This is a genomic window from Crenothrix polyspora (assembly GCF_900163755.1).
GTDB lineage: Bacteria > Pseudomonadota > Gammaproteobacteria > Methylococcales > Methylomonadaceae > Crenothrix > Crenothrix polyspora.
Genome location: NZ_FUKI01000114.1, coordinates 20,855 through 43,973, shown reverse-complemented (window position 1 = coordinate 43,973; position 23,119 = coordinate 20,855). Strand labels below are relative to the sequence as shown.

At 44.5% G+C, this 23,119-nt stretch carries 18 protein-coding genes; 9 read left to right on the top strand and 9 right to left on the bottom strand.

What is annotated here, in order from left to right:
* The 9 genes from CRENPOLYSF2_RS09495 to tagH all read right to left on the bottom strand — a co-directional run.
* On the bottom strand, nt 1–186 hold a 186-nt coding region (locus CRENPOLYSF2_RS09495; RefSeq protein ID WP_140396819.1), incomplete at its 3' end, for a DUF4277 domain-containing protein.
* 648 nt (nt 187–834) lie between these two features.
* A complete protein-coding gene (locus CRENPOLYSF2_RS09490; protein ID WP_087143713.1) occupies nt 835–1,947 on the bottom strand; it encodes a hypothetical protein in 1,113 nt (370 codons plus the stop codon).
* A gap of 405 nt (nt 1,948–2,352) precedes the next feature.
* The gene (locus CRENPOLYSF2_RS09485) at nt 2,353–3,096 is read right to left on the bottom strand and encodes a PP2C family protein-serine/threonine phosphatase (protein WP_176371080.1); all 744 of its coding nucleotides are present in this window, start codon (nt 3,094–3,096) and stop codon (nt 2,353–2,355) included.
* Nucleotides 3,074–3,853 (bottom strand): type VI secretion system-associated protein TagF, encoded by a 780-nt coding sequence (tagF, locus tag CRENPOLYSF2_RS09480; protein ID WP_087143711.1) that lies wholly within the window; start codon nt 3,851–3,853, stop codon nt 3,074–3,076. The genes CRENPOLYSF2_RS09485 and tagF overlap by 23 nt, the downstream gene beginning before the upstream one ends.
* On the bottom strand, nt 3,835–7,392 hold the full coding sequence (gene tssM / locus CRENPOLYSF2_RS09475) for a type VI secretion system membrane subunit TssM (protein WP_087143710.1): 3,558 nt from the start codon (nt 7,390–7,392) through the stop codon (nt 3,835–3,837). The genes tagF and tssM overlap by 19 nt, the downstream gene beginning before the upstream one ends.
* Before the next feature lie 61 nt (nt 7,393–7,453).
* Nucleotides 7,454–8,758, bottom strand: a complete 1,305-nt coding sequence (tssL, locus tag CRENPOLYSF2_RS09470; RefSeq protein WP_087143709.1) for a type VI secretion system protein TssL, long form — start codon at nt 8,756–8,758, stop codon at nt 7,454–7,456.
* Between the two features lie 2 nt (nt 8,759–8,760).
* The gene (gene tssK / locus CRENPOLYSF2_RS09465) at nt 8,761–10,101 is read right to left on the bottom strand and encodes a type VI secretion system baseplate subunit TssK (RefSeq protein WP_087143708.1); all 1,341 of its coding nucleotides are present in this window, start codon (nt 10,099–10,101) and stop codon (nt 8,761–8,763) included.
* 29 nt (nt 10,102–10,130) lie between these two features.
* Nucleotides 10,131–10,655 carry a type VI secretion system lipoprotein TssJ gene (gene tssJ / locus CRENPOLYSF2_RS09460; RefSeq protein WP_176371079.1) on the bottom strand — a complete coding sequence of 175 codons (525 nt, stop codon included), beginning with the start codon at nt 10,653–10,655 and terminating at the stop codon, nt 10,131–10,133.
* A gap of 25 nt (nt 10,656–10,680) precedes the next feature.
* The gene (tagH, locus tag CRENPOLYSF2_RS09455) at nt 10,681–12,111 is read right to left on the bottom strand and encodes a type VI secretion system-associated FHA domain protein TagH (protein WP_087143706.1); all 1,431 of its coding nucleotides are present in this window, start codon (nt 12,109–12,111) and stop codon (nt 10,681–10,683) included.
* A 550-nt stretch (nt 12,112–12,661) separates the two neighbouring features.
* On the opposite strand from tagH, the gene CRENPOLYSF2_RS09450 reads away from it, so the two are divergent.
* The 9 genes from CRENPOLYSF2_RS09450 to CRENPOLYSF2_RS09410 all read left to right on the top strand — a co-directional run bounded on the left by CRENPOLYSF2_RS09450 (nt 12,662) and on the right by CRENPOLYSF2_RS09410 (nt 23,002).
* Nucleotides 12,662–13,201 (top strand): invasion associated locus B family protein, encoded by a 540-nt coding sequence (locus tag CRENPOLYSF2_RS09450; protein WP_087143705.1) that lies wholly within the window; start codon nt 12,662–12,664, stop codon nt 13,199–13,201.
* Nucleotides 13,202–13,267: 66 nt separating this feature from the next.
* Nucleotides 13,268–14,140, top strand: coding sequence for a c-type heme family protein (locus CRENPOLYSF2_RS09445; RefSeq protein ID WP_087143704.1), 873 nt, complete (start codon nt 13,268–13,270; stop codon nt 14,138–14,140).
* A 1-nt stretch (nt 14,141) separates the two neighbouring features.
* A complete protein-coding gene (locus CRENPOLYSF2_RS09440) occupies nt 14,142–15,557 on the top strand; it encodes a serine/threonine-protein kinase (protein ID WP_087143703.1) in 1,416 nt (471 codons plus the stop codon).
* A gap of 101 nt (nt 15,558–15,658) precedes the next feature.
* Nucleotides 15,659–16,945 carry an alginate export family protein gene (locus CRENPOLYSF2_RS09435; RefSeq protein WP_087143702.1) on the top strand — a complete coding sequence of 429 codons (1,287 nt, stop codon included), beginning with the start codon at nt 15,659–15,661 and terminating at the stop codon, nt 16,943–16,945.
* A 340-nt stretch (nt 16,946–17,285) separates the two neighbouring features.
* On the top strand, nt 17,286–18,308 hold the full coding sequence (tssA, locus tag CRENPOLYSF2_RS09430; RefSeq protein ID WP_176371078.1) for a type VI secretion system protein TssA: 1,023 nt from the start codon (nt 17,286–17,288) through the stop codon (nt 18,306–18,308).
* Nucleotides 18,309–18,606: 298 nt separating this feature from the next.
* On the top strand, nt 18,607–19,893 hold the full coding sequence (locus tag CRENPOLYSF2_RS09425) for a hypothetical protein (protein ID WP_087143700.1): 1,287 nt from the start codon (nt 18,607–18,609) through the stop codon (nt 19,891–19,893).
* Nucleotides 19,894–20,204: 311 nt separating this feature from the next.
* Nucleotides 20,205–20,756, top strand: coding sequence for a type VI secretion system contractile sheath small subunit (gene tssB / locus CRENPOLYSF2_RS09420; RefSeq protein ID WP_087143699.1), 552 nt, complete (start codon nt 20,205–20,207; stop codon nt 20,754–20,756).
* A 3-nt stretch (nt 20,757–20,759) separates the two neighbouring features.
* Complete coding sequence (gene tssC / locus CRENPOLYSF2_RS09415) at nt 20,760–22,259, top strand: type VI secretion system contractile sheath large subunit (protein ID WP_087143698.1); 1,500 nt, start codon at nt 20,760–20,762, stop codon at nt 22,257–22,259.
* 257 nt (nt 22,260–22,516) lie between these two features.
* On the top strand, nt 22,517–23,002 hold the full coding sequence (locus CRENPOLYSF2_RS09410) for an Hcp family type VI secretion system effector (RefSeq protein ID WP_087143697.1): 486 nt from the start codon (nt 22,517–22,519) through the stop codon (nt 23,000–23,002).
* The last annotated feature ends 117 nt before the right edge of the window (nt 23,003–23,119 follow it).

The window sequence follows — 23,119 nt, the reverse complement described above, 5'->3', positions numbered from 1 at the left end:
CAAGGTCATCGGTTTGTTGGAAAATCCTAAGCCATTGATAATCATGCCTGCAACCGTTTCACCAGCCGATAAGGTCTCTCCCTCATAAGTCCCTAACCGCCCGTCAATCAACTCGGCAATTTTTAAATCTTTGATGACACCGGCAACAATGCCTAAGTGGTCTAAGCGCTCTATGGAGTAGTTCATGCTTGCCCCCGTGTTTTGAGTTATTTTTCTGTGCCTAATTAAATGACAAGTCGGCACTTAAGTCTAAATCAAAATTTAACGGGAGGGTAGCCGCTCAATGTGAGATATGAAATATCAATTGTATTTATTAATCAATAATGATTATGTTTTCACGTTTGTTAGATTAGTTGAATTGACTTTTTTGGAAATTTAATTTCTGAAAGTCTGTATATCAGTTTTCTATAGTTGATAACTGCTCAATGTGAATTTTACGGATAATAAAAAGGATAAATAAAGGATAAAAGGATAAGGTGAAAAATAAGGCATTATTTATTTTTTAAATCATATTGTTACAAAAACGACCCGCGACCTATACTCCCTCACTCGCGACCTATACTCCCTGTTTTTGTATTGTTTTGGTATTTTAGTAATTTGCTTTTGTTGTTTAAAACTTGACCCGCGACCTATACTCCCTGTATTTTTGGTGACCCGCGACCTATACTCCCTGTATTTTTGGTGACCCGCGACCTATACTCCCTGTTCTGTGCTGTTTTTTTAGGTATTTTAGAGGTGAAAAACCTATCCGCGACCTATACTCCCTGCGACCCGCGACCTATACTCCCTGTATTTTAGTCGGATCCGCGACCTATACTCCCTGCGACCCGCGACCTATACTCCCTGTTCTTTACAGATCATGTCTGAATCGCTTACAAGTTTAAGGCTGTCTTCGGCCATTTCACGACGTTTGCTAGCAGCTTTCATTTCCTTTACGAACTCAATAGAGGGATGCAGTGTGTAAATTACGTCCAGAATCTTGCCACGTTGGCCTTGAATTGTATTTTTATTGGGATGCTTGCCTAATAGGGGCGGTTTGCTGGCGAATAACTCTTCGAAGGCTGAGTCTACGGCCGCCACAGCATCACGAAGTCGGCCATATCCTGATAATAATCCGCTGTCTCGGGTGATGGTGGAAAGTCGCATTTCGAATGGATGCATGAAGCTGGCATTGATATATTTTAGGCTTAAAACTTTGTTAAGCCAGCGAGCTAATTGGCTTTTATGGCTCATAAGCCTGGCATAGTTAAATTGTCGGTAAGTTAATTCATCAAAAGATCGGCTGGCAAAAGGGTGAAAATCAGCAAACCATTTAGCTTCTGGGTCTTCTGCCAGTTTGCTTTTTGTTGCCCGAAATAAGTTATTTAGATAAAGGCTGTTGCTGGTGAACTCACCCTCTTTTCCGTCTGCCATGCTTGTGACGATGACAGAACGAGCCATTATTTCAAGGCTAAGGTTGATTTCATTGTAGGTGCGCCCATGCCCGCGTTTTTCCAGCTCTTTGCGTATCATGTGTAGTGTGAAAACCACACCACCACGCTGTTCTTTTGGGTTGTAATAACCATTGTTTTGGACGGCAGCGATTTTTCGTAACACATCTTCTATTAGTTCTTCATTTGCACTTGGAAAATAAGCTTTGACGATGCCGTCTTTGCCTTTTATCGCTGCTGGTTGAATGCTTGCTGTGAGTTTCCGACCTCGATAATGAAATGGAATTTCATAGAGTAGCGGAAACATTCTTGCTTTACGCCATTTTTCTTGTTGTTGTCGTGATACCACATAACGCGGGATACTGTCCCATAAGTCAAAGGCATTGGAGAGGGAATCTCGTTCTGCTTCTGTGTTGCACAGTAAACTAAGGAACAGATCCATTTGGCGTGAACTGAAATCTTCCGGTTTGGGTGGAATAAGTTGTTTTTTTAAGGGAATATTGGCTTTGTCGTTCATGCTATGCTTCTCCTGTCTATTTTTTGGTAGGTATTAAGACTGGAGAACAGAGTAAACTAACCATATTTTACACGCCTAAAGATAAATTTTTAATAAAAAATGCAATGTAACTATCTAAGGATTTTGGTTATTTTTACACTATTACCCAAGATATGTTTTACACTAAATTAATAGAGTAATTCTATATTTATATATTTCGTATAGCATTATGTCACATTGAGTGGTTATCTTCTTTTCAAATATTTTAAAGAGTTTGTCCGGTTTAGTGTAGACACATTATGTTACTCTAATGGTGCGGATAAATAGACATTAAGGAAGGCGCACGAAATAACTTGAGCAAGTTCATGCTTCGACAGGCTCAGCACGAACGGTGGTGGCGTTTAAGTTGTTCAAGTTATTTCATGCCTAAGCGATAAGTGAGGTTTCAACGGCCACAATAGTGACATTGTCGCGTGCCCCTGCCGTTAATGTTTGCAGCAAAAGTTGTGCCACGGCTTGCTCCAATGCCTGTGTGTTTAGTACTGATTCAATGTCCGCATCTGAGACTTCTTTGGTTAAGCCATCGCTGCACAGTAAAAATTTATCGCCGGACTGTAGTTCTTGCATTTGGGCTTCTAGATACAGCTCCAATTCTACACCCGTGGCATGGATAAGCGATTGTGAAAATAACTGATTATTGGCCTGCTCCAAATCGTAACCGTCGTTCAGCAGTTTGGAGGCGTAGTTATGGTCGCGGGACAACTGTTTTAATTGGCCTTTACGTAAGAGATAAATTCGGCTGTCACCGGACCATAAGCAAATAAAATGTTGTCGTTGCGCCAACAAAATAGCCACTGTACTGCCAATAACGGCATGGTTACCCATGGCCGAGGCCATATCGACCAGTTCACGGTTAACACTGTTCAACTGGGCGTAAATAGCGTTAACGGTGCCACCTAGCGTTTTGCCCGGCTGTAATTGGCTTAAAGCATTGACGATAGCCGCGCTGGCAAATTCACCGGCTTCATGGCCACCCATGCCGTCGGCCACCGCCCACAGCCGATTATCCGGTAAATTGACATAAGCATCCTGGTTGATTTTACGAACCTTGCCAATATGAGTTGTTGCGAAGGATGTCCAGGCGAATTTAGGGGGGTGTGTCAGTGCCATTGTTTGATCCCCGTAGCATAGGATAACGGTTGTCTTGCCAACCCCATTGTTGCCAATTGCCATCAAATAGGGCGGCCATCCCCTCAAACGGGGGTAAGCCTTCAGCAAATAAAAACGAAGGCTGCACAACTTCCGAGCCTTGGGTTAACCATAAACTATAGGCGAAGCATTGTTCTTTCAGCACACTGTCCAGCATAGAAGCAAACAGTCCGGTCAAGCGGTCTTCCCCATTAATGGATAAATGCCAGGCCGAATGGTAAGTTTGGCTGTAAAGTTTTTGCATGGAGGAGGGGGTATTGACGAAATGGCCAATCGGTTCTTGCTGTAATTGCTCTATGGCTTGATTAAACACATCAAGACTGTAATTCTCATGTAAGCAAGACAGCGCCAATTGTTCCAAACGGGTAAACCATTGTTGCTTTTGTAGGGTGACAAAAGGGTTAATGCTGGCATCGATCATCAAGCTAATCGTCATCGGATAATAACGGCCAATTTTATCGACACTGGGTATTACCACACCTAACCAGCCGCTGTCGCCGCAAATACCGGGCGATAACACGAAATGGTAGATAGGGCTGGTTAAATAATACCCTAACCATTGCTGTCCCAATTGCCGTTGACTGGTAAAAATGGCTTCTTGCAACCAAATGTCCCACGGTTCAATAAAGCTACGGGGTAAGCCCTTGCTGATAAAATCCCCTTGGGTGGGGACTTTGCCGTAGTAGCCCAAAGTATTGGTTATAGGTTCGGTAGGCATCTAAAAGCCTGTAGGTCGGATAATTGGAAAGGATTGATAGCACTATTGGCATTCAATTCAAATTTGGCTTCGCGCCCTTGTAAATTAAAAGTGACGAAAAACACGCTGGGATTGGACGTTCTGGCCATTTTGGCTTGTTCAAACAAGCGGAACAAAGCCCAAGACCCTTCTTTAGACAGGCCAGAGTTACCTTCTTGCGGTGGCAACAGCTCGATTCTGACTTGCCCTGAGTTGTTAGGCCCAGGCCATTTCATGTCCATCGGTTGTATGGGGCCGTGTGCGTAAGTAAGCACCTGGCCGTCCACATCGAGCATAAATTGCTCTATGCTGGAACTCATCGATAAAGGTTTCAGCTTAAAGCTGACGGTAGGCGCTTTGCCCATACGAAAAAATACATTTTTAATGGTATCGGCAATTTGGAATTGCTTTAAAGACGCGGCCGAGATACCGGAACCGGCTTCGCCATTGCTTTGCCAATGCCAGGTCGGGCCTGATTTTTCTACTGAAGCGGTCAAATATTTTTTAAAGAAAGCATCCATGATACCGTCAGGGCCAAAAAAGTAAGTAAAATCTTCGTAGGTGATTTCCCGTGCATTGTTGGCGATAGGATACAGGCCATTGATGGCTTTTTGGCAAAATGGCACAACTTCCGCTTGCCAGCGGTCATTCAAGTGTTTTTGCACATTATTGCTGACTAAGCTGTTACTGCCATCGGCGACATCGGCCATCATGTTATTGAGTAAAGGAAAGCGGTTGCGTTTGCCTTCCAGCTTAACTTTATCAATAATCTGTACGACTTGCTTACGCTGCTCCAACACCAATTCTTCCCCGCTGGCATGGGCCAACGAGTTCAGGTAAACATACAACTCATTCAGGCTGGACAGTGAGCGGTCAAGCGCCGAGGCGGCATTGTCTTTGCCTTGCACCAAGTCGTGCAGGTCTTTAAAGTGTTGTGTCACCAAGTTGGTGGTAATTTGCGGGGCGGTGGTTTGCTGTGCTTCCGGCGTGGAACTCATGATTTTATCGAGCGCGGATTTGGCGGTGTTGAGGGTTTTGTCGGCTTTGCCCAGTAACGATTTTTCCTTGTCGGCTAAGCAAGCAAAACTGGTTTCCCGATCAACCGCCTGTAAAAACAGTTTTAAGGGCGAACTTTCGCTGGCGACAACACCCAAGAGTTCCACCATTTGCCCTTGGTTGGTAAAGGGCTTCAGCTGGATGTCGGCCAGTAGGCTATCCCAGCGCTTAATATAATCCTCAAAATACAAGCGTGACACGCTTTCTTTCAAGGCTTTCAGTTCGATATCACTGAATTCGGTTTTTTGCCCGCTGCCGATAATCCAATTATCGCCAGCCTGTTGGCTAACAATACGCGCATAGTTCTGTAAAAAACCATCCTGGTAACCGGCGCAGGTAAAAAAAGTGGGGATGCTTTGGGTTAAAGGGTCGCCTTTTTTGCTGGCCAGTACCAATAAAGCATCGCGGCCAGCACTCTCGCTCACGGTGAAACCTGGGCTGTCAGCATCGGCCAGTTCCAATTTTAAACGGGCATAGGCTCTTTCCGCTTGCGGGGTACCGGCTAAGATGCTGCGGGTTTGTTGTATCAAGTTGGCGCTTAACGGTCTGGGTAAGGGTGTGGGTTGGGTTTCTAACAACGTGCTTAAATGTTCAGCCAAGGCTTTACGTTGCTCATTGCTGACATTGGCAGGGAGGTTATGTTGCCAATCCTTGCTGACCCAATCACTGAAGGTATTGGCGTTGTAATGGTCGCTGTCATTCAACATTAAATACACTTTCAGGGCTTCGTAGAGGTAGTCGCTGTTGTTGGCATTGTTTTGCAGTTGCTGTTCAATGTGCGACATCAAGCGTTCGAGAAATAAATCTTTGAGCAACTTACGGTATAACGACTCGGCGGCATCGCCCAGTTTGTCGCGTTGTGACAAGCCAAGATCAAAGTTCCAGCCACCTTGTTGTCGGTCGGCATAACCGCCTGGGATGGAACGCGCCTTTTCCAGCAAGGGCAACAGCGGTAATACATCCGCTAGGCGGGTGTTGACCTTGCTGACATCCTGTTGTAGAGCCTGGGCTTGCTTCTCTACCTCTTGAATATAAGACTTGTTTTTGGCATAACTGGCCAGCCACAGCAGCGTGGCCAAGGTGGTCAGTGCAATAACGGAGAAAAAAGCGCCCCGTTGTAGCCATGCGCGTTTTTGTTCCAGCTTAAGGTTGGCACCGGCTAAACCGGATTCGGCAAAAATAATGTCGGATAGCAGCCGGTTGATAAAAAAACTTTTGTTCTGGTTGTTTTGGTTAGCCAGATTTTGCCGGTTCAGACCGAAACTGTTGGCCAAAGCTCCCATGATGCGGTCTATGGGCGAGCCTTCTTGGGTGGCGCTGGTAAAATATACGCCACGTAACATAATACGGTGCTCATAGCGGTTGGCTTGGAAAGTTTCGTTAATAAAGCCTTGGGTCAAATCGCGCAGCGTGCCGTATTGTTGCGGGAAGGTATAAATAAAATTACGCCGCTCGCCGCCGCGTTCACGTTCTAATTTGTCAATGAGCTGGGCTTGTAGACGTTGTGCGAGTAGGTCAAACTCGGCGCTGAATTGGTCAATATTGACAGTATTGGCCGCGCTGTTGTCATCCAGCGGGAAAGTGAGTCCCCATACTTGCCCGCGTTTGTCACGGTCAAGGTCATCGAAATATTCCATAAACCCTGCGAGCAGGTCACATTTGGTAAACACCAAATACACCGGAAAGCGCATATTGAATTTTTCGTGCAGCTCTTGCAGGCGTTTACGGATGGCTTTGGCGTGGGCTTGTTGTTCGGTTGGGGTTTGCTCCAATAATTCTTTAATACTGATAGCCACAATCACGCCGTTGATGGGTCGTCTGGCGCGGTATTTTTTTAACAGGTCGAGAAAACCCAACCAGGCACTTTGGTCAACGGTTTTGTGGCTGTCTTGCGTGGCATAACGACCGGCTGTGTCCAAGAGCACCGCTTCATCGGTAAACCACCAATCACAATTGCGGGTACCGCCGATACCCCTAATCGCATCTTTACCGTATTGGTCTGATAAGGGAAATTTCAGGTCGGAGTTTTTTAGCAGGGTGGACTTGCCTGAGCCCGGCGGCCCAATGATGATATACCAAGGCAATTGGTATAAAAACTGCCGTCCAGAACTGCCGCCCAAACGGGCTTTTTTTAAGGTGGCCAAGGCTTCTTGCAGGCGTTCTTGCAGGGTGAGCAGTTCTTCTTGGCTGGCTTGTTCATCGGGGTTTAGGGCTTGGCTTGGACTGACCAGCCCTGCCAGCACCTGATTGTTTTGTTGTTTGGCCTTAACATAACGCACTATTTGTATCAGTAACCAAATAACGGCGATAGCGGCAATCAGCCCTAAGCGATGCAGTTCTGGCCCTAAGGGTTCATAATCTTTAAAAGCAAACAAAGGCCCGAGGTACCAAATGAGTAAGCTTAAGCCGATGATGCCAAGTAAGGAAATAAACCAGCGTTGTTTTATAAAATTTAAAAGTTTCATCGGTGTTCAATCCTGTACGGGCTTTGGGGGCTAGTTGTTACCTACAAAAACGGGGTTGATTTTATTTCAGCAAGGTGATTGTTACCCGCCGGTTTTTGGCTCTGCCTTCAGGGGTTTTATTGGGGGCAACCGGTTCATGGTCAGATTTACCATCCGTGATGAGCCGTTCGGGGCGACTGAGCGATTGTTTTAGCACCTCGGCCACCGCTTCCGCCCGTGCCTTGGACAGATGCCAGTTGGAAGGATAGCGGATACTCCGAATAGGGGTGTTGTCCGAGTGGCCGGTGACCACCACTTGCCCTGGCAAACGGTTAAGCGCCTCGGCGATACGGTGTAATAAGTCATTAATGCCCGAATTGACGCTACTGCTTCCAGGGCTGAATAAATTGTCGCTTTGGATCGTCACGGTACTGCGTTGCGTACGCTCTTTAACACCGACATGTTTAAGGCCAATATCCTCGGCCAGTAACAGGGACAGCGTTAATTGTGATGGCGTTGTGGCGGGTGGCGGTGCTTCTACTTCCACAACTTCGGCAGACGGTGGTTTGATGGACAAGAGCGATTCAAACACCGGATCCGAGTCATTGTTCAGCGCAAATAAAAACGCAGTAAAAATCGCCGCTAATAAAGCTGCCGCCACCGCAGCGAATGCCCATAACGGCACGAATTTTAACAAACGGTGACGGCGGTCACTGACACCTTGCCAGTGGGGGGAGAGAACGGGTTCGGTGATGCCACGCTCTTTTTGCAACAGTTGGTACAGCCATTCCCGTATGCTGGCCAGTTTATTTTTGCCGCCGTCAATCAAGCGGTAATTGCCTTCAAAGCCTAACGCCAGACAAATGTACATCAATTCTAATAATTGTCGATTTTGCAAGGGGTTCTGCCCCAAGGATTTTAATAAATCAAAGAAACGTTTGCCGCCATCGACTTCATTATGGAAAATGGCTAGCAGGCTATTTTGCGTCCAGCCACTTTCGTGCCCCCACGGGGTGTTAATCACCGCTTCATCCAATGCGGTACATAAGACATAGCGGCTGTTGGCGATGGTTTGCAGATCAATTTGTTGTTTTTGCGCTTCGTTCTGGTATTGCTCAATTTCTTGGATAATTCTGTTTTTAAGCCCCATAGGGTCCGCGTGGAACTGTGAACTGTTCAGCTTGGTGATTAAGGTCAACAAACCTGAAGCGGCTTTTTCCAAGGGGTTTAAATTACCCAGTTTAGGCGGCGAGGCAGAAAAAACGGCGGCACTTGAACTCGGCGGCGGGGGAGGGGGCGGCGGTTGTTTACCCCTGCCACCGGGAATAGGCCGGATAATGGTTTTATTGTCTGCGGGGTCAGTCGCAAATGGGTCATCTGGAATCATAATTACCGCCTAATTGCCCAAAATTCTAATTCAAGACCTGGGTATTCGCCGGAAAAGTGCATGGCAATGGTGCCGCTTTTTTCCAGCTCTTGCCATAGGGCATGATTTTTATCCAGGCCAAAATAAATCATGCCATTGTGGAAAGGAAGCTGCCTTGGCGCTACCGGCAGGGGATTTAAGCGAATACCTAACACATGGGCATTGACATAATCACTCAATTTTTCCTTGGTGGCAATGGTTGTCTGACGTGGTAGGTTACTGCGTATGGTTTCGGTAGCCAGATCGGCTTTGGCGGCTAAAACAAACTCGGCCGATTGCAATAGATTGCGGTCATAAATAGTGCCGATACGAATTTGATAAGGCCGCTCTTCCAAGGGAATGGGAATAGCCCGTGCTTCCGGCACCCAATTCAAGGCTTCGCGTAAGGCCAGGACAACGGCCTTAAAACTGTTGCCTTGGTCTTCGTGCTGGTAGACTGGTAAGGCCTTAAACCGATGGTTGGGTTCGGTGATGGTAGACAATTCGCCCACCATTTGCACCAGAATGCTAAACAGTTGCTCTGGGTGAAATTGGGCTACAGAGGTTAAATGGTGAAACAGCGGTTCATAGCGGTTGATGATTTGCAAAAATAAAAAATCCCGAATTTCTGCGACACCGCTGGCTCCTGGCGTACCTAAACGTCCTGCCAGGGTTTCGCCCCGCTGGTGCAACAGGCCGGCTATGTCTTTAATGTAAGCCGTTAATAAGGTGGAGGCACTGACATGCAAACAGGTTGGAATAAATTCCGTATCTAAAATAACGCTTTTATCGGGTTTACATTCCCTGATTTTGGCAACTGCCAGGGTAACGTAGGCATCTTGGTGCTGATTCGATAAACGAAGCCGTGTCCATAAATCGCCGCTTTGCACGGTGGCATCTTGGGCGGATTGGGAATGGCAATCTTTAACGGTGATTTCTTGCATCTGATAACGGCTTAATTCATCCTCTTGCCCCTGCCAAACCACTTCTTTGTTGCTTACTCGGCTAATGGGCAGACATAAATACACCAGTTGATCTTTGGTATCGGTAGGGATATCGATGGGTATCGGCGCTGGATGGTGGTCTGGAATGGCAAACGGCGTGCCATCAGGGAACACGCCTTGGCAGGCGGTAAGGGCAAATTTACCCCGCCCCAAACCGAGTTCTTCTTGGTTGATTTCAAGGCGGGTGATGCCAAAAGGGTAAACCCGTAAACCAGCACAACGAGATTCCAACCGATGTTGAAAATAACGGTCTTGTTGTTGGAAATGGGCCGGTTGAAGGAACATGCCTTCTGTCCATATCACTTTGTTATTCGAAGACATCTGTTTACCTTGTTGGGCTGGTTTAAGGGTTATTGCTTGATATGGACTTTTAATTTTTCAAGCACAATTTCAAAGGTGTTGGTGGTATCCGGTTTTATGGCTAATGACGCTCGCCAAACGGCTTTGTTTAAGTCACGGTAAGCGACGGTAACGGCAATGTATTGGGTTTCTTTCGTGACTTCATGCCGTATGGTTTTGCTTTGGCCAGGGTGGAGATGAAATTGTTCGGAGGCCACCAAATCAGACCCTAGCTGGGCTTCATAATTTTGGAAGAGCTTGTAAAAATCCCCCGATTCAAATTTGCCCAAGTTTTTTAATTCGTAAATACGCATCACAACCGGTGACGGTTGGCCTTCTAAGTTAGGGTTGACGGCTTTAGAGACGGTAATTTGCGTATCGATTGCCGTTATTTTTTTAGGCGCTTCCGGTTTGGGTGCAGGAGCCGGAGGCGGTGCTGCCGCAGCGGGCGGTTCAGGCTTGGGTTTTTCTGGGTCGGAGCCGCAGGCGGCTAAGCAGAGACTCAATAAAACGTTAACGATAAGATGGTTACGCATAGGATGCCTTAATACGCTAATTCGGTTAGAAAATATCATCGGGTTTTGATTTTTTGACGTTCCGCAGCTGTTGTTCATAAGTGTCCGCAAACGCTTCACCAAACAGATGATAAAAATTATCTTCGGCTTCTTGTTCAATATCTTTGTACAGCCTTTCAAACGAATCCCATAATTTCATTTGTTTATGGATAGGGATATGGGCGGCGAACGGGTTGTCTTCTTGTAAACGTTGCTCCAGTTTTTTCGGGTCAAAGCGTTTTAATACCGCCAGCAATGCTGTACGCATACCGGCAATAACGGCATATTGGTGCGCCTTAATATCATCAAACGCTTCTTTAATGGCGGCTTCGGGTTGCAAATAGCCCTTGTCTTGGCTGAGCAACAGTTTTACCAACGCTTCTTGCGCATTCACGGAAAATTTGATCGGGTTATTTTCTTTCGCCCTAATGATAGTCACGTCCAAGTGCATTTCATTTTTAATTTTAGCTCGGCCAATCAAGACATCTTGTGCGCCTTGTATGGATTCCCGCAACATTTTGCCAATGATATAAAACGATTCAGGGCTTAGGTTTTCTGCGTAGCGGCTGTCTTCAAGTCCGGCACCTTGTAAAAAGTTTTTCATCACGTCGTTAGAAAAATCTAAGGCTGGCTGAGGTGTCGGTTTAAGTTCCTCAATCGGGCTAAATTCATGAACCCGTTTAGGTTCATCAATAAAGGGAGGCGGCGGATCAGGTAGGTGCGGTTTAGGTTCGGGGGGCTGTGGCTTGTCAAATTTAGGTGTTGTATCTTGTTCTGCTGCTTTGTTGGTGCCGCCACTGGCATTGTCATCAGCAAACCAGTTGTCAGGAATCAGGCTGCTCGTTGTTTTGGCAGGGGTAGGGATGATAAGTGGCTCTGGTTCAGGTGTGTTATAAAGGGGTAAAGATTCTTTGTAAGGGGAGATATGTTCAAAGTCGTTGTCCACCGTAACAGGGCGTTTATTATCACTATCAGGCCAATTGAATGGATCTTCGCTTTTGTTATTGATATTGCTGAGGGCATTGGCGGCGAGTTCGGCAAAAGGATCAGCGGATGTGAAGGGTTTATTGCCTACCAGGTTAGGGTTAATAATAACGGGGCTAATTGTTGCCAATGAGGCTTCTAGCAACTTAACTTCAATGACATAATCGCCAATGTGGATTTGGTCGCCATCATTTAGTTTGGCACTATTGCCCCGTCCTAAGGGTTTGGCTGCTTGGTTGATGAGGACACCATTGGTACTGGTATCGGTGATAAAATAGTCCGAGACGCGGTAGTCAATACTGGCATGATGGTTAGAGATCCATTTATGCTCATCTGGCAATACAAGTGTGCTGTTTTCGTCGCGACCGAGTGTCACTTTTTCTTGCTGAATTATTTTTGCTAAAGGCCGAGCATTATTAGCCCCTGTCGCCATGATACTTAAACTAAGTTTCATACAGTAGATAGCCCCATACTATTGTTTGTGTGGTTTTACAATCATGTAAGCAAAATTAGAGTGAAGTGCTTGCCTGTTGTAATAATGCTAGCCATAAAATACACGAGCGATTCCGCTCTAAATGGGCTGAAAAAGCTCACCATCAACTACCGCCAATAATAGGCAGAATCGTAGACTATTGGTGATTTTTATACTTTATTTTGGCATAGCAAATTTAACTGAACTTTAATAAAAAGAAAAGGTAATATTTACTTGACCATTAATCCATAATGTAGTCTTATATTTTTACACTGTGAACCTTGAATGGCTATTTGTCAAAATCATCAAATATAGTAAACACATCGATGATTTTGGAAAGCTAATTACATTAAGACGATAAACTGTAATTAGTTTTATTTAAGGCTATGAAATAATTATATTTGTCATCTATTTTGTTTCCTGGTAACAGGGGATGAGCTTGTGGCATATGTAACGGCCAACTTATGAGGCGGCACATTGTATTGTCGGTGGGTTGGTTTGTTTTATGGTTTTATAGCAACAGGTGAGAGTTATGCTGTCTTATCCACTAAAAATCATTTTAATTCATGATATTATCCCATTTAAGAAGGCAGCGTCTGTAAGCAAAGGCTTGCTTGCTGTTTTAATCATCATCGTATCTACCTCTGCTATAGCGGCAGACTCAGCCTGGAAGAAAACATTAAGGGCTGATCCCATTAACCATCAATCGGTTTGTTTGTTGGTAAGCCCAGCCAAAACCACATCCGATGGCTACGAATCAACGCCGGTACAGTTATTGTTTAATGGCAGCAGTCTTGTTATTGCAACCGAGTCGGAACTGGATGGGGCTTTTAAAGATTTGCAATTGCTTGTCGATGACAAGCCACCCATGCACAGTGACAAAATTATCAATAAAAATTTCTTGGTATTTGATGCCAACGTAGCAGAATTGCTGAAGCTCATGCGTGCCGGTCAGCAGATCACTGTCAATCTGCGCTTTTGGCCAACCTGGCCAGCAACGCACAGTTTTCCCATTAAATTTAGTCTCATTGGATTTAGTAAGGCGCATGATATGTTAAGTAAAGGTTGTTAGTCTCTTATCTCCCATTTGTTAACCCGCTGATTGCGATTATTATTCACACAAATCCGAGGACGTTTTATGGGGTTACGTATAAAATTCAATTTGGTTCTGTTGTTGGCATTTTTGATGGGTTTAGGTTTAACCGCCTATTTGTCTGACCGTATCTTAAAAGATAACGCCCGTGAAGAAGTACTCCAGAGTTCTCGTATCATGATAGAAGGCGCTTTAGGCACGCGCGCCTATACGTCTAAACACATACGGCCTTTATTGGCCTTGCAAATGAAGCGCCAGTTTCTACCGGAAACAGTGTCGGCTTATGCGGCCGCTCAAACTTTTCAAGCCTTGCGGAGCAAGTTTCCCGACTATACTTACAAAGAAGCCGCACTTAACCCGACCAATCCGGACGATCGCGCCAGTGATTGGGAAGCGGATATTATTCGTGAGTTCCGTAATAATCCTGAACGTAAAGAGTTGATTGTGGAACGCGATACGCCGACGGGTCGGATGTTGCATCTGTCACGGCCTTTGGTGATACACGATGCGGCTTGTTTAACCTGTCATGGCAAACCCGAAGAAGCGCCTAAAACCATGACCGAAATTTATGGTGTCAATAATGGCTTTGGCTGGAAAATGGATGAAACCATCGCCGTACAAGTGGTGACGGTACCTATGTCAGTGCCATTGCTGCGGGCACAAAAAACCTTTGTGACCTTCATGATTTTGTTAAGTAGCGTATTTTTATGGTTATTGGTATTACTGAATGTTTTGCTGCATTTTATTGTTATTAAACCAACGGTGCGTATGGCTCAGATTGCTAATGACGTGAGTTTGGGCAAGGCCGATGTGCCTGAATATATCAAGCCTGGTTCCGATGAAATTTCTTCTTTATCGCAATCATTTAACCGCATGCGGCTTAGTTTGGAAAGTGCCATGAAAATGTTGGGCGAATAACATGGACGACGGTGAAACTACCGTCATTCAACCGGACTATATTGATCGTTATAAATTGATTCGTGTAATCGGTAGTGGTGCGATGGGTGTGGTGTATTTAGCCCACGATGAAGGCATTGATCGTTATGTCGCTATTAAGACGATCCATAACCACTTGTTGCATGGCGAAGATGGCGCGGATTGGATGGCGCGTTTTCGCCGTGAAGTGCGGGCGGCGGGTCGCTGTTTACACCCCAATATCGTTACAATTTTTGAATACGGTACTCACAATAATTTGCCTTACATTGTGATGGAATATGTGCAGGGACGAACCCTGCGGGATCATCTTAAAGAGCAACGCCCCATGTTATTAGGCAATGCCCTGACGATTATCATGCAAGTGCTACAAGGATTGAGTTTTGCCCATGCCAATGGCGTGGTGCATCGAGATATTAAACCGGGCAACATCATGTTGCTCAGTGATGGCCATGTGAAGGTGACCGATTTTGGTATTGCCAGGATAGAGGCGGTGCATAATATGACACAAGCAGGAATGGCTTTAGGGACACCCAGTTATATGTCTCCCGAACAATATGATGGCAATGAGGTTGATTTGCGTTCTGACCTGTTCTCGGTGGGGGTCGTCTTATTCGAGTTATTGACCGGCGTTCGACCTTTTTCCAGAGGTGAAACAGGGGTATTTCTGAATGATTTACCCCGACGAGCAACGCAACTGAATCCGCATTTACCGGTAGAGCTGGATGTCGTATTCGATACAGCGTTAGCTAAAATGCCGGATAAACGTTTTCAAAATGCGCGTTTGTTTATTGCGGTGTTGGAAAATTTGCAATCGCTCAGTACACGATTCGACAATCCAGGCTTTGTCTCTGCCCGAATGTCTTCAAATCCGGCGGCACAAACCCAGGCGGGTACAACACTGCATTGGAATCCGGTTTTGCTAGAGCAAGCCACCAAACGCTTGGTTGTGTATCTTGGGCCTGTTGCTAAACTGCTGGTGCATAAGGCGGCGTTGCAAGCGAATAGTCCAGCGGAACTGATACAGCAGTTGATGCTGGCCATTCCGAAAGATGCCGATAGGCTGATGTTTCAACGGCAGATGCAAATTGAAAAGCACGACATTCTGTCGAACGTGGTGAGTCCTGTTAATTCGCGATCACTTTCGGCCAGTAGTAATAGTAACAGCCAAATGAGTGGCTCGTTAGGATCATTCAATCAGTCTTTGTTGGAAACGGTGCGGCAAGATTTAGCGGTGTATTTAGGGCCTATCGCCAAAGTGTTGGTGAAGCAGGCAGCGGTAAATGCGCAAACGGAATGGGATTTGTATGAGCAATTGGCCAAACATATACCCACCGCCCTTGAACGGGAAGCTTTTCTTAAAAAGGGCGAAAAGGTTAAGCGTAATAGGGCTCTTCTGTAACCGCTCTAGCAGCCGCTTAAATAGAGAACGAAGGAGCTGTGGTGTTTCATTTTTTAAATAATAAAAATAAATTTTAAAATTATTATACAAGGGTAACTGCAATGAAAAAATTACCATTAACATCATTGTTCTCTTTAGCCATCTTTAGTGGCTCTCCTTATGCCGAAGGCATCACGCAACAAATTGAAGATGGGCTTAATTTCCATAATAACGGTAAAAACGGTGCAATCAAGTTTGATCTCAATACCCGATATGAAAATGTTAATCAGGAAGAATCGCCGCTTAAAACAGCTAATGCTTTTACATCTCGATTACAAGCTGGCTTATTATCGCCAAATTTCTACGGCTTTCAGGCTTATGCCGAGTATGAGGGTAATTTGGCGATGGTGGAAGATTACAATAGCCAACGTAATGGTAATACGGGTTACTCCATTATCGCCGATCCTGAAAAAAGTGAATTGAACCAATTGTGGCTAAGTTATAACGGTATCCCTAATACGGTCATTAAAGGCGGACGGCAACGCATTAAGCTTGATGATGATCGTTTTATTGGTAATGCCGGTTGGCGGCAAATGGAAACCACGTACGATGCTGTCTTGGTAACGCATACCAATCAGCAATTACCCGGTTTGGTTATCAACGCTGGGTATATTGGCAATATTCAAACTTTCACGGGTACTACCGAAAATATTGAAGCTCCTTTTCTTAACATCAATTATAAAATGGGTAACTATGGTAACGTTATCGGTTATGGCTATTGGTTGGATTATACTGAAGACAACATTCAAGACCCGAAACAAAAAACGATTGAAAAATCCAGTCAAACCTATGGCTTACGTGCTACGTGTTGCACCAAGCCGTTAGAATCGATAAAAATCAGCGATAACTACGGTTTGGTTTATAACGCCGAGTGGAATTACCAAAGTGACTATGGTCATGGTCAAACGCCTTATGAAGCGCACCGATTTAATTTTATGGGTGGCTTTTCCGCCTATAACGTATTGTTCAAAGGGGCAATGGAGCAACTCAATGGTTCGGGTGCCAACAGGCATTTTGATACGCCGCTAGGCACCAATCATCAATTTCAAGGCTGGGCCGATTTATTTTTAACGACACCGAATGATGGTATTCGTGATGTCTTTGGTTCTGTCAGTGTGCCGTTTCAAGAAGGAAGCTTAGTGCTAACTGGGGTGTATCATGCCTTTTCTGATGATACTGGTCGGCTTGATTTTGGCGACGAATGGGATTTTTTGTTAATGAAGAAATTTGGTAAGCATTATTCGTTGTTAGCGAAATATGCCTATTACAATGCCGGTAATGATCTTGCCTATGCTACGGCCAGTAGTGATACCCAGAAGATTTGGTTACAGGCAAATGTTAATTTTTAATCCGAAATCTTAAGATTAGTGATTATATAAAACGTGTAGGTTGGATTACTGATAGCCCAATCCGACATGTTATTGAGAAGATGTCGGGTTACGGCTAATGCCTAATTCAACCTATGTTTTGCCCGTTATCAATCGAGAATAAAAACGGGTAAGGTGTTGTGAGTTTTACACGCTTTTTTGTGAAATAGTTCACAGACATGAGACATAATTTCTGCATACAATAGCGTGTCTACGTTATTTAAAAAATGATAGTAAAAGTATTGAAAATATTTTTTGTAAACTGCTGACGAGTAGCACTTGATGTAATAAGTCTGAATTTCATTTATGAATGGAGTGGCCGGTGAACAGTTTTGTTCCAGAAGAGTTTCTAAAAGCGATTTCTCCTGAGCTTCCTTGTGGTGAAAACCTGGAAGAAGATCCGGCTTTTGCTCAGTTGGAAATCGAGGCTAAATTTATCGATGAGCGGCAGATGGGCAATACCGTTATCCCTGCCGCAGAACCGGAATGGAAAAAGGTGCGGGATTTAGCCTTAGCCTTGTTGGCGCGTAGCCGTGATATTCGCATTGTCACCCATCTCACCTGCGCTTTACTCCGTACCGACGGTTTTTCTGGTTTAGCCAAGAGCTTGGCATTAATCAGAGGTTTATTGGAAACCTATTGGGACGAAGTTTACCCCGTTAAAGATGCTGAAGATGACTATCCGCTTCTGCGTATCAATACCCTTAGTGATTTAAAAGACTATAAAAAAGTCTTGAATGCCCTGACCTTGATTAAGATCACCCAATCTAAAGTGGGCAATTTTTCCTGGGTTGATATAAAAAAAGCCCAAGACAAATTAACCTCAGGTAAGACTGACGATTCCCCTGGCATGGCATTGATTGATGCCGCATTCCTCGATACACCCGTAGATGTACTCAAACAGCAACAGCAATTCATACAGCAAGCCTTAGAGCATAGCAAAGCTATTATTACCTGTATTACGGACAAAGCTGGGGCTGCCAATATTCCTGATTGGTCGGCGTTGATTAATCAGTTAAAAACCATTGCTAATTTTCTGAGGGATAAAATCCCACCAGAGGAGGAAGCGAGTAAGCTGGAAGCGGCTGATTCGGTAGCTGAACCAGCTAAATCGGCTGCGGTAAAAATGGAGGGTATTCATAACCGTGATGAGGTTATCCGTGCGCTTGATGCTATTTGCAAATATTTTGAGCGTTATGAGCCATCAAGCCCAGTGCCGTTTTTAATGATCAGAGCCAAGAAGTTGTTAACAATGAACTTTATGGCTATTTTGCAAGATTTAGCCCCCGATGCTGTGAGGCAAGCTGAAAACATTTGTGGCGTACAGCAGGACGATAAAAAATAATAAAGATAGACTTTCAGATAAATAATTTCTGTGTATATATTGATAATATTTTGATTAAAAGTACAGCGTTTTCAACTTAGGACAGTTACAGCCACCGTTCGTGCTGAGCTTGTCGAAGCACGAACGGCACACTTCGACAAGCTCAGTGCGAGCTGTAATTTTATTTATGAAAAATGAAAATTATTTCTCTGAAAAACTATAGAGCTGTTGCGATGTATTGTTGTCACGTAACTTCATATGTTTGGCGCAGGTATAGGTGAGCAAAAATTGTTGTTCGTAATCAATTCGGGAGTGTGACATGAGATATGAAGATATTCCAAATGTAAATGCCTGGAAAGTAGACGCATATTCACTTCACCAGTTCCCAATCGATCCGATTGTGGTGAATATAGATGATATGTTGACCAAATATTACCAGGCATTTTCTCCAATGGCCAAGCGGAACCTGCTTGCCGATCTTGAAAAAAGCTGCCTTGCTTGGAAGCCGCCCAAGCCAGGCAATGCTGCTATGGATGCACTTTTGGAGGTTGTAAAACGTCGTCTTGCTTATAGTAGTGGTTCAATAGGCCATGTTTATGACAATGTGGTTTGTGTGAGTTACAGTGTAAAAACGGGGGAGTTCGTACCGGGGACAGATGTTGTTGTTTATCGAGGTAAACTGGATGATGAACAAGATATGCAACAACGGGTCAACAATATGAAAACGGCCTTCAATCAGGCTAGAAATTTTGTGCCGAATCCAGCCCGTGATGACAGCAAGACGCTGAAAATATTTATGGCTCCAGAATTTTATTTTCGAGGTCGTTATGGGGCTTATCCGCCTGAAATTGTTGCACAAATTTTGCCATTATTGCGAGGTGGCGGCAATGGTAGCGATAGTCCTGTTTTTAAAGACTGGCTTTTTATTTTCGGCACAGCCATTTCCGCCTCCATTGATGCAAGACATCATTGTTACACTTGTAAAAGTGCCCAGCATATCGTTTTTAAGCGTGACCCATTAGATCGCAGCAAAACCATTGTTGAGTGTTCAAAAGGAGCGACGCATGATGTTCAAGAGGGAATATTCGGTGCAACCATTGACAATGTGGCGCTTATTCAAAAAGGTAAGCAAGATTATCTGGTCGCTAAGGAATACATGTCAGGCATTGATTTTCGTGATCCTGGTTCTGGAGCTTATGTAAAAATGATGAATGCTGGGGTTCGGAAAAAATTTGAGCCTATCGCAACGGAGGGTTCTGTGGTGAGTCGTTTTGCCTCCAAGTTTGACGATGAACGTATGGGCGGTGGCGTGTTTAACATTGATGGCATTACGTTTGGCATGGAAATTTGTCTGGATCATGAGGAAAATAAACTGGCAGGGGTCGGTAATCTACAGATTTTGCTGATTCCTTCAGCAGGTATGGATATAAAACGTGTTAGAACTATTAGCAATGGCGTAACATTCAATGTTGATGGGGGGCGAGCAAATGCCCATGTTTACGTCAGCAGTGTACCGGGTGTTTGGAAAACCGCCAGGTCTTTTGCCTTAAGCGGTGTGCTGGGAAATATCGAAATATTTGATTCATTGATGATCCCTTATATTTAATCCGAGTTCGCGATAAGACGCGATTACTACATTAAGAAAAATTAAGAATTAGACGAAAACCAGAAAAAACAAAATTGGTCATAGAGCAGTGAACGCCTTTTTGTTGAACATGTTATTGGTGAAAAAACCATACCGAGTTTTGGTTGATCGCCTCAGAACTCATGATGTTAAATTGTAATAATGACATTTTATGACGCTGTGTTGGATTTTGGATTTTTTTATAATTGACTTATATGATCGAAACAAGTTTTTAAATACTAAGACGTTTTGATATTAACCGAACCTGTAACAGGAAAACTAAGGAGAAAATCATGGCTAAAGCGAGCAGTCAAAAATTTATAGCCCGTAATCGGGCACCCAGGGTACAAATTGAATACGATGTTGAACTTTACGGTGCTGAAAAAAAAATCCAATTGCCCTTTGTTATGGGAGTCATGGCGGATTTGTCCGGTAAACCGGCTGACGCTTTACCCGGTGTAGCAGACCGTAGTTTTTTGGAAATTGATGTTGATAATTTTGATGACCGTTTAAAAGCGATGAAACCACGGGTGGCTTTTCAAGTGCCTAACGTGCTAACCGGCGAAGGCAATTTAAGTGTCGATATTACTTTTGAAAGTATGGACGATTTTTCACCGGCGGCTGTCGCCAGTAAAGTAGATGGCTTGAGTCAATTGCTTAAAGCCCGTACTCAATTGTCTAATTTATTAACTTACATGGATGGTAAAAGCGGTGCGGAGGAGTTAATTGCTAAGGCACTCAATGATCCCACGCTGTTGCAATCTTTGGTTGCTGCCGCTAAACCCAATGCGGGAACGGATACCACTGACGCGGCTGGTGATGCCGCTAAACCACAGGAGGGTTAAGTGATGGCGGCCAATGAAACGCAAGCAACCAGTGCTTCGGCGCAGGCAGTCGTAGAAACCACCGCGACCCCTTTTGCCGAATTGTTGCAAAAAGAATTCAAACCCAAGTCTGATCGCGCTAAAGAAGCCGTTGAAGATGCGGTTAAAACCTTAGCAGAACAAGCGTTGGCAAAAACCAATCTTATTTCTGATGATGCCATTAAATCCATTGAGGCCATTATTGCTGAAATTGACAAACGCTTAACCGCGCAAGTCAATCAAATCATGCACCATGAAAATTTTCAGAAATTGGAAGGCAGTTGGCGCGGGCTGCATCATTTGATCAATAACACCGAAACCGATGAAATGTTAAAAATTAAGGTGCTGAATATCTCTAAAAAAGAGGTACACAGCACGTTGAAAAAATTTAAAGGCACGGCCTGGGATCAAAGCCCTATTTTTAAAAAAGTTTACGAACATGAATATGGCCAGTTTGGTGGTGAACCCTTCGGCTGTTTAATCGGTGATTATGAGTTCGACCATAGCCCCACAGATGTTGAGTTTTTAAACGGGATTGCCGAAGTTTCCGCTGCTGCCCATGTGCCGTTTATTGCGGCGGCGGCACCTAACTTAATGAATATGGATTCCTGGCAAGATTTGGCGGGACCGCGTGATTTAACCAAAATCTTTCAAACCCCCGAATACGCTGCTTGGCGTTCCTTACGGGAGTCGGAAGATTCGCGTTATATCGGCCTGACTTTGCCACGGGTGCTGTCGCGCTTGCCGTATGGGCATAAAACCGTGCCGGTGGAAGATTTTGCTTTTGAAGAAGATGTCGAATACGCCGATCATAGAAAATACACTTGGTCTAACGCCGCTTATGCGATGGGTGTCAATATTAATCGGTCGTTTAAATTGTATGGTTGGTGTTCTAGGATTCGTGGTATTGAGTCCGGTGGTGCGGTGGAAGGGCTGCCGGTACATACCTTTAAGACCGATGACGGCGGGGTTGATATGAAATGCCCCACTGAAATTGCTATTACTGACCGGCGCGAAGCGGAATTGGCCAAAAATGGCTTTATGCCTTTATTGCACAAGAAAAACTCCGATTTCGCGGCATTTATTGGGGCGCAGTCTTTACAAAAACCGTTTGAGTATGATGACCCTGATGCCACGGCGAATGCCAATTTGGCGGCACGCTTGCCGTATTTGTTTGCGGTTTGTCGCTTCGCGCATTATTTGAAGTGTATTGTGCGTGATAAAGTCGGTTCCTTTAAGGAACGCGATGACATGGAGAAATGGCTGAACAAGTGGATCAACAATTATGTGGAATTTAACCCCGCTACGGCTTCTGAAATAGATAAAGCCCGCAAGCCATTAGCCGCCGCGCAAGTGGTGGTGGAAGAAGTTGAAGGCAATCCGGGTTATTACACCTCGAAATTTTTTTTAAGGCCGCATTATCAGCTTGAAGGTTTAACGGTGTCGTTACGCTTGGTCTCTAAATTACCGTCAGAGAAAAAATAGGGTGTTTGGGGGTAGGTGTACTGGCTTTATATATTTACGTGATGTTGGGTGTTTTTATAATGGGTTGATGAGTTAAAAAACGCATGTCTGGTCGTGGTAGATATGTTTGTTGTCATTAACGTCAATCCGTTAGAAAAGTTGAATATCGTGTATATGTTTAATGAAGGGAGGTAACGAAGCAGGGGTGTTTATCTGATTCGTTGCAATGGCAAGGATGATAAATATGATGTTTTTCTTAATTTAAGAGGTGAATTATTATGGCTACTAATACCTATTTAAAAATAGATCCTATCAAAGGCGAATCCACCGATAAAGGCCATGAAGGCTGGATAGAAGTTTTTGGCTTTAGTCTGGGGGTGAGTCAACCCATATCTGGGCCGAGTGGCACCGGTGGGCGGGCAGCATCACGGGCTGATTTTACTACTCTTGGTATATCAAAATCAATTGATACAGCCAGTATTGATTTGCACATGTATTGCGCCCAAGGTACACATATTGCCAAACTGGAACTGGAAGTTTGCCAAGAGACTGGCAGCAAAGTTTGTTATTGGAAGTATGAATTGGAAGATGTTATGGTACAGGCCGTAAACGTTAGTGGTGGTGGATCTGGCAGGCCTATGGAATCAGTTGTATTTGTGTTTGACGTTATTAGCTGGACTTATGTTCCAGTTGATAATAAAGGTACTGCTGGCACGGCCATCGGACCTAAAAAGTTCAGTTTGCAATCCAATGTAACAGAATAGAACTACTAGTACACCAAATTGTAAATCAACAGGATTTAAATATTAACTTGATGTAGTACACAACAGCGTTTCATTCATGATTTGAAGATTTTTATTATCCTGTTTTTATATGATTTG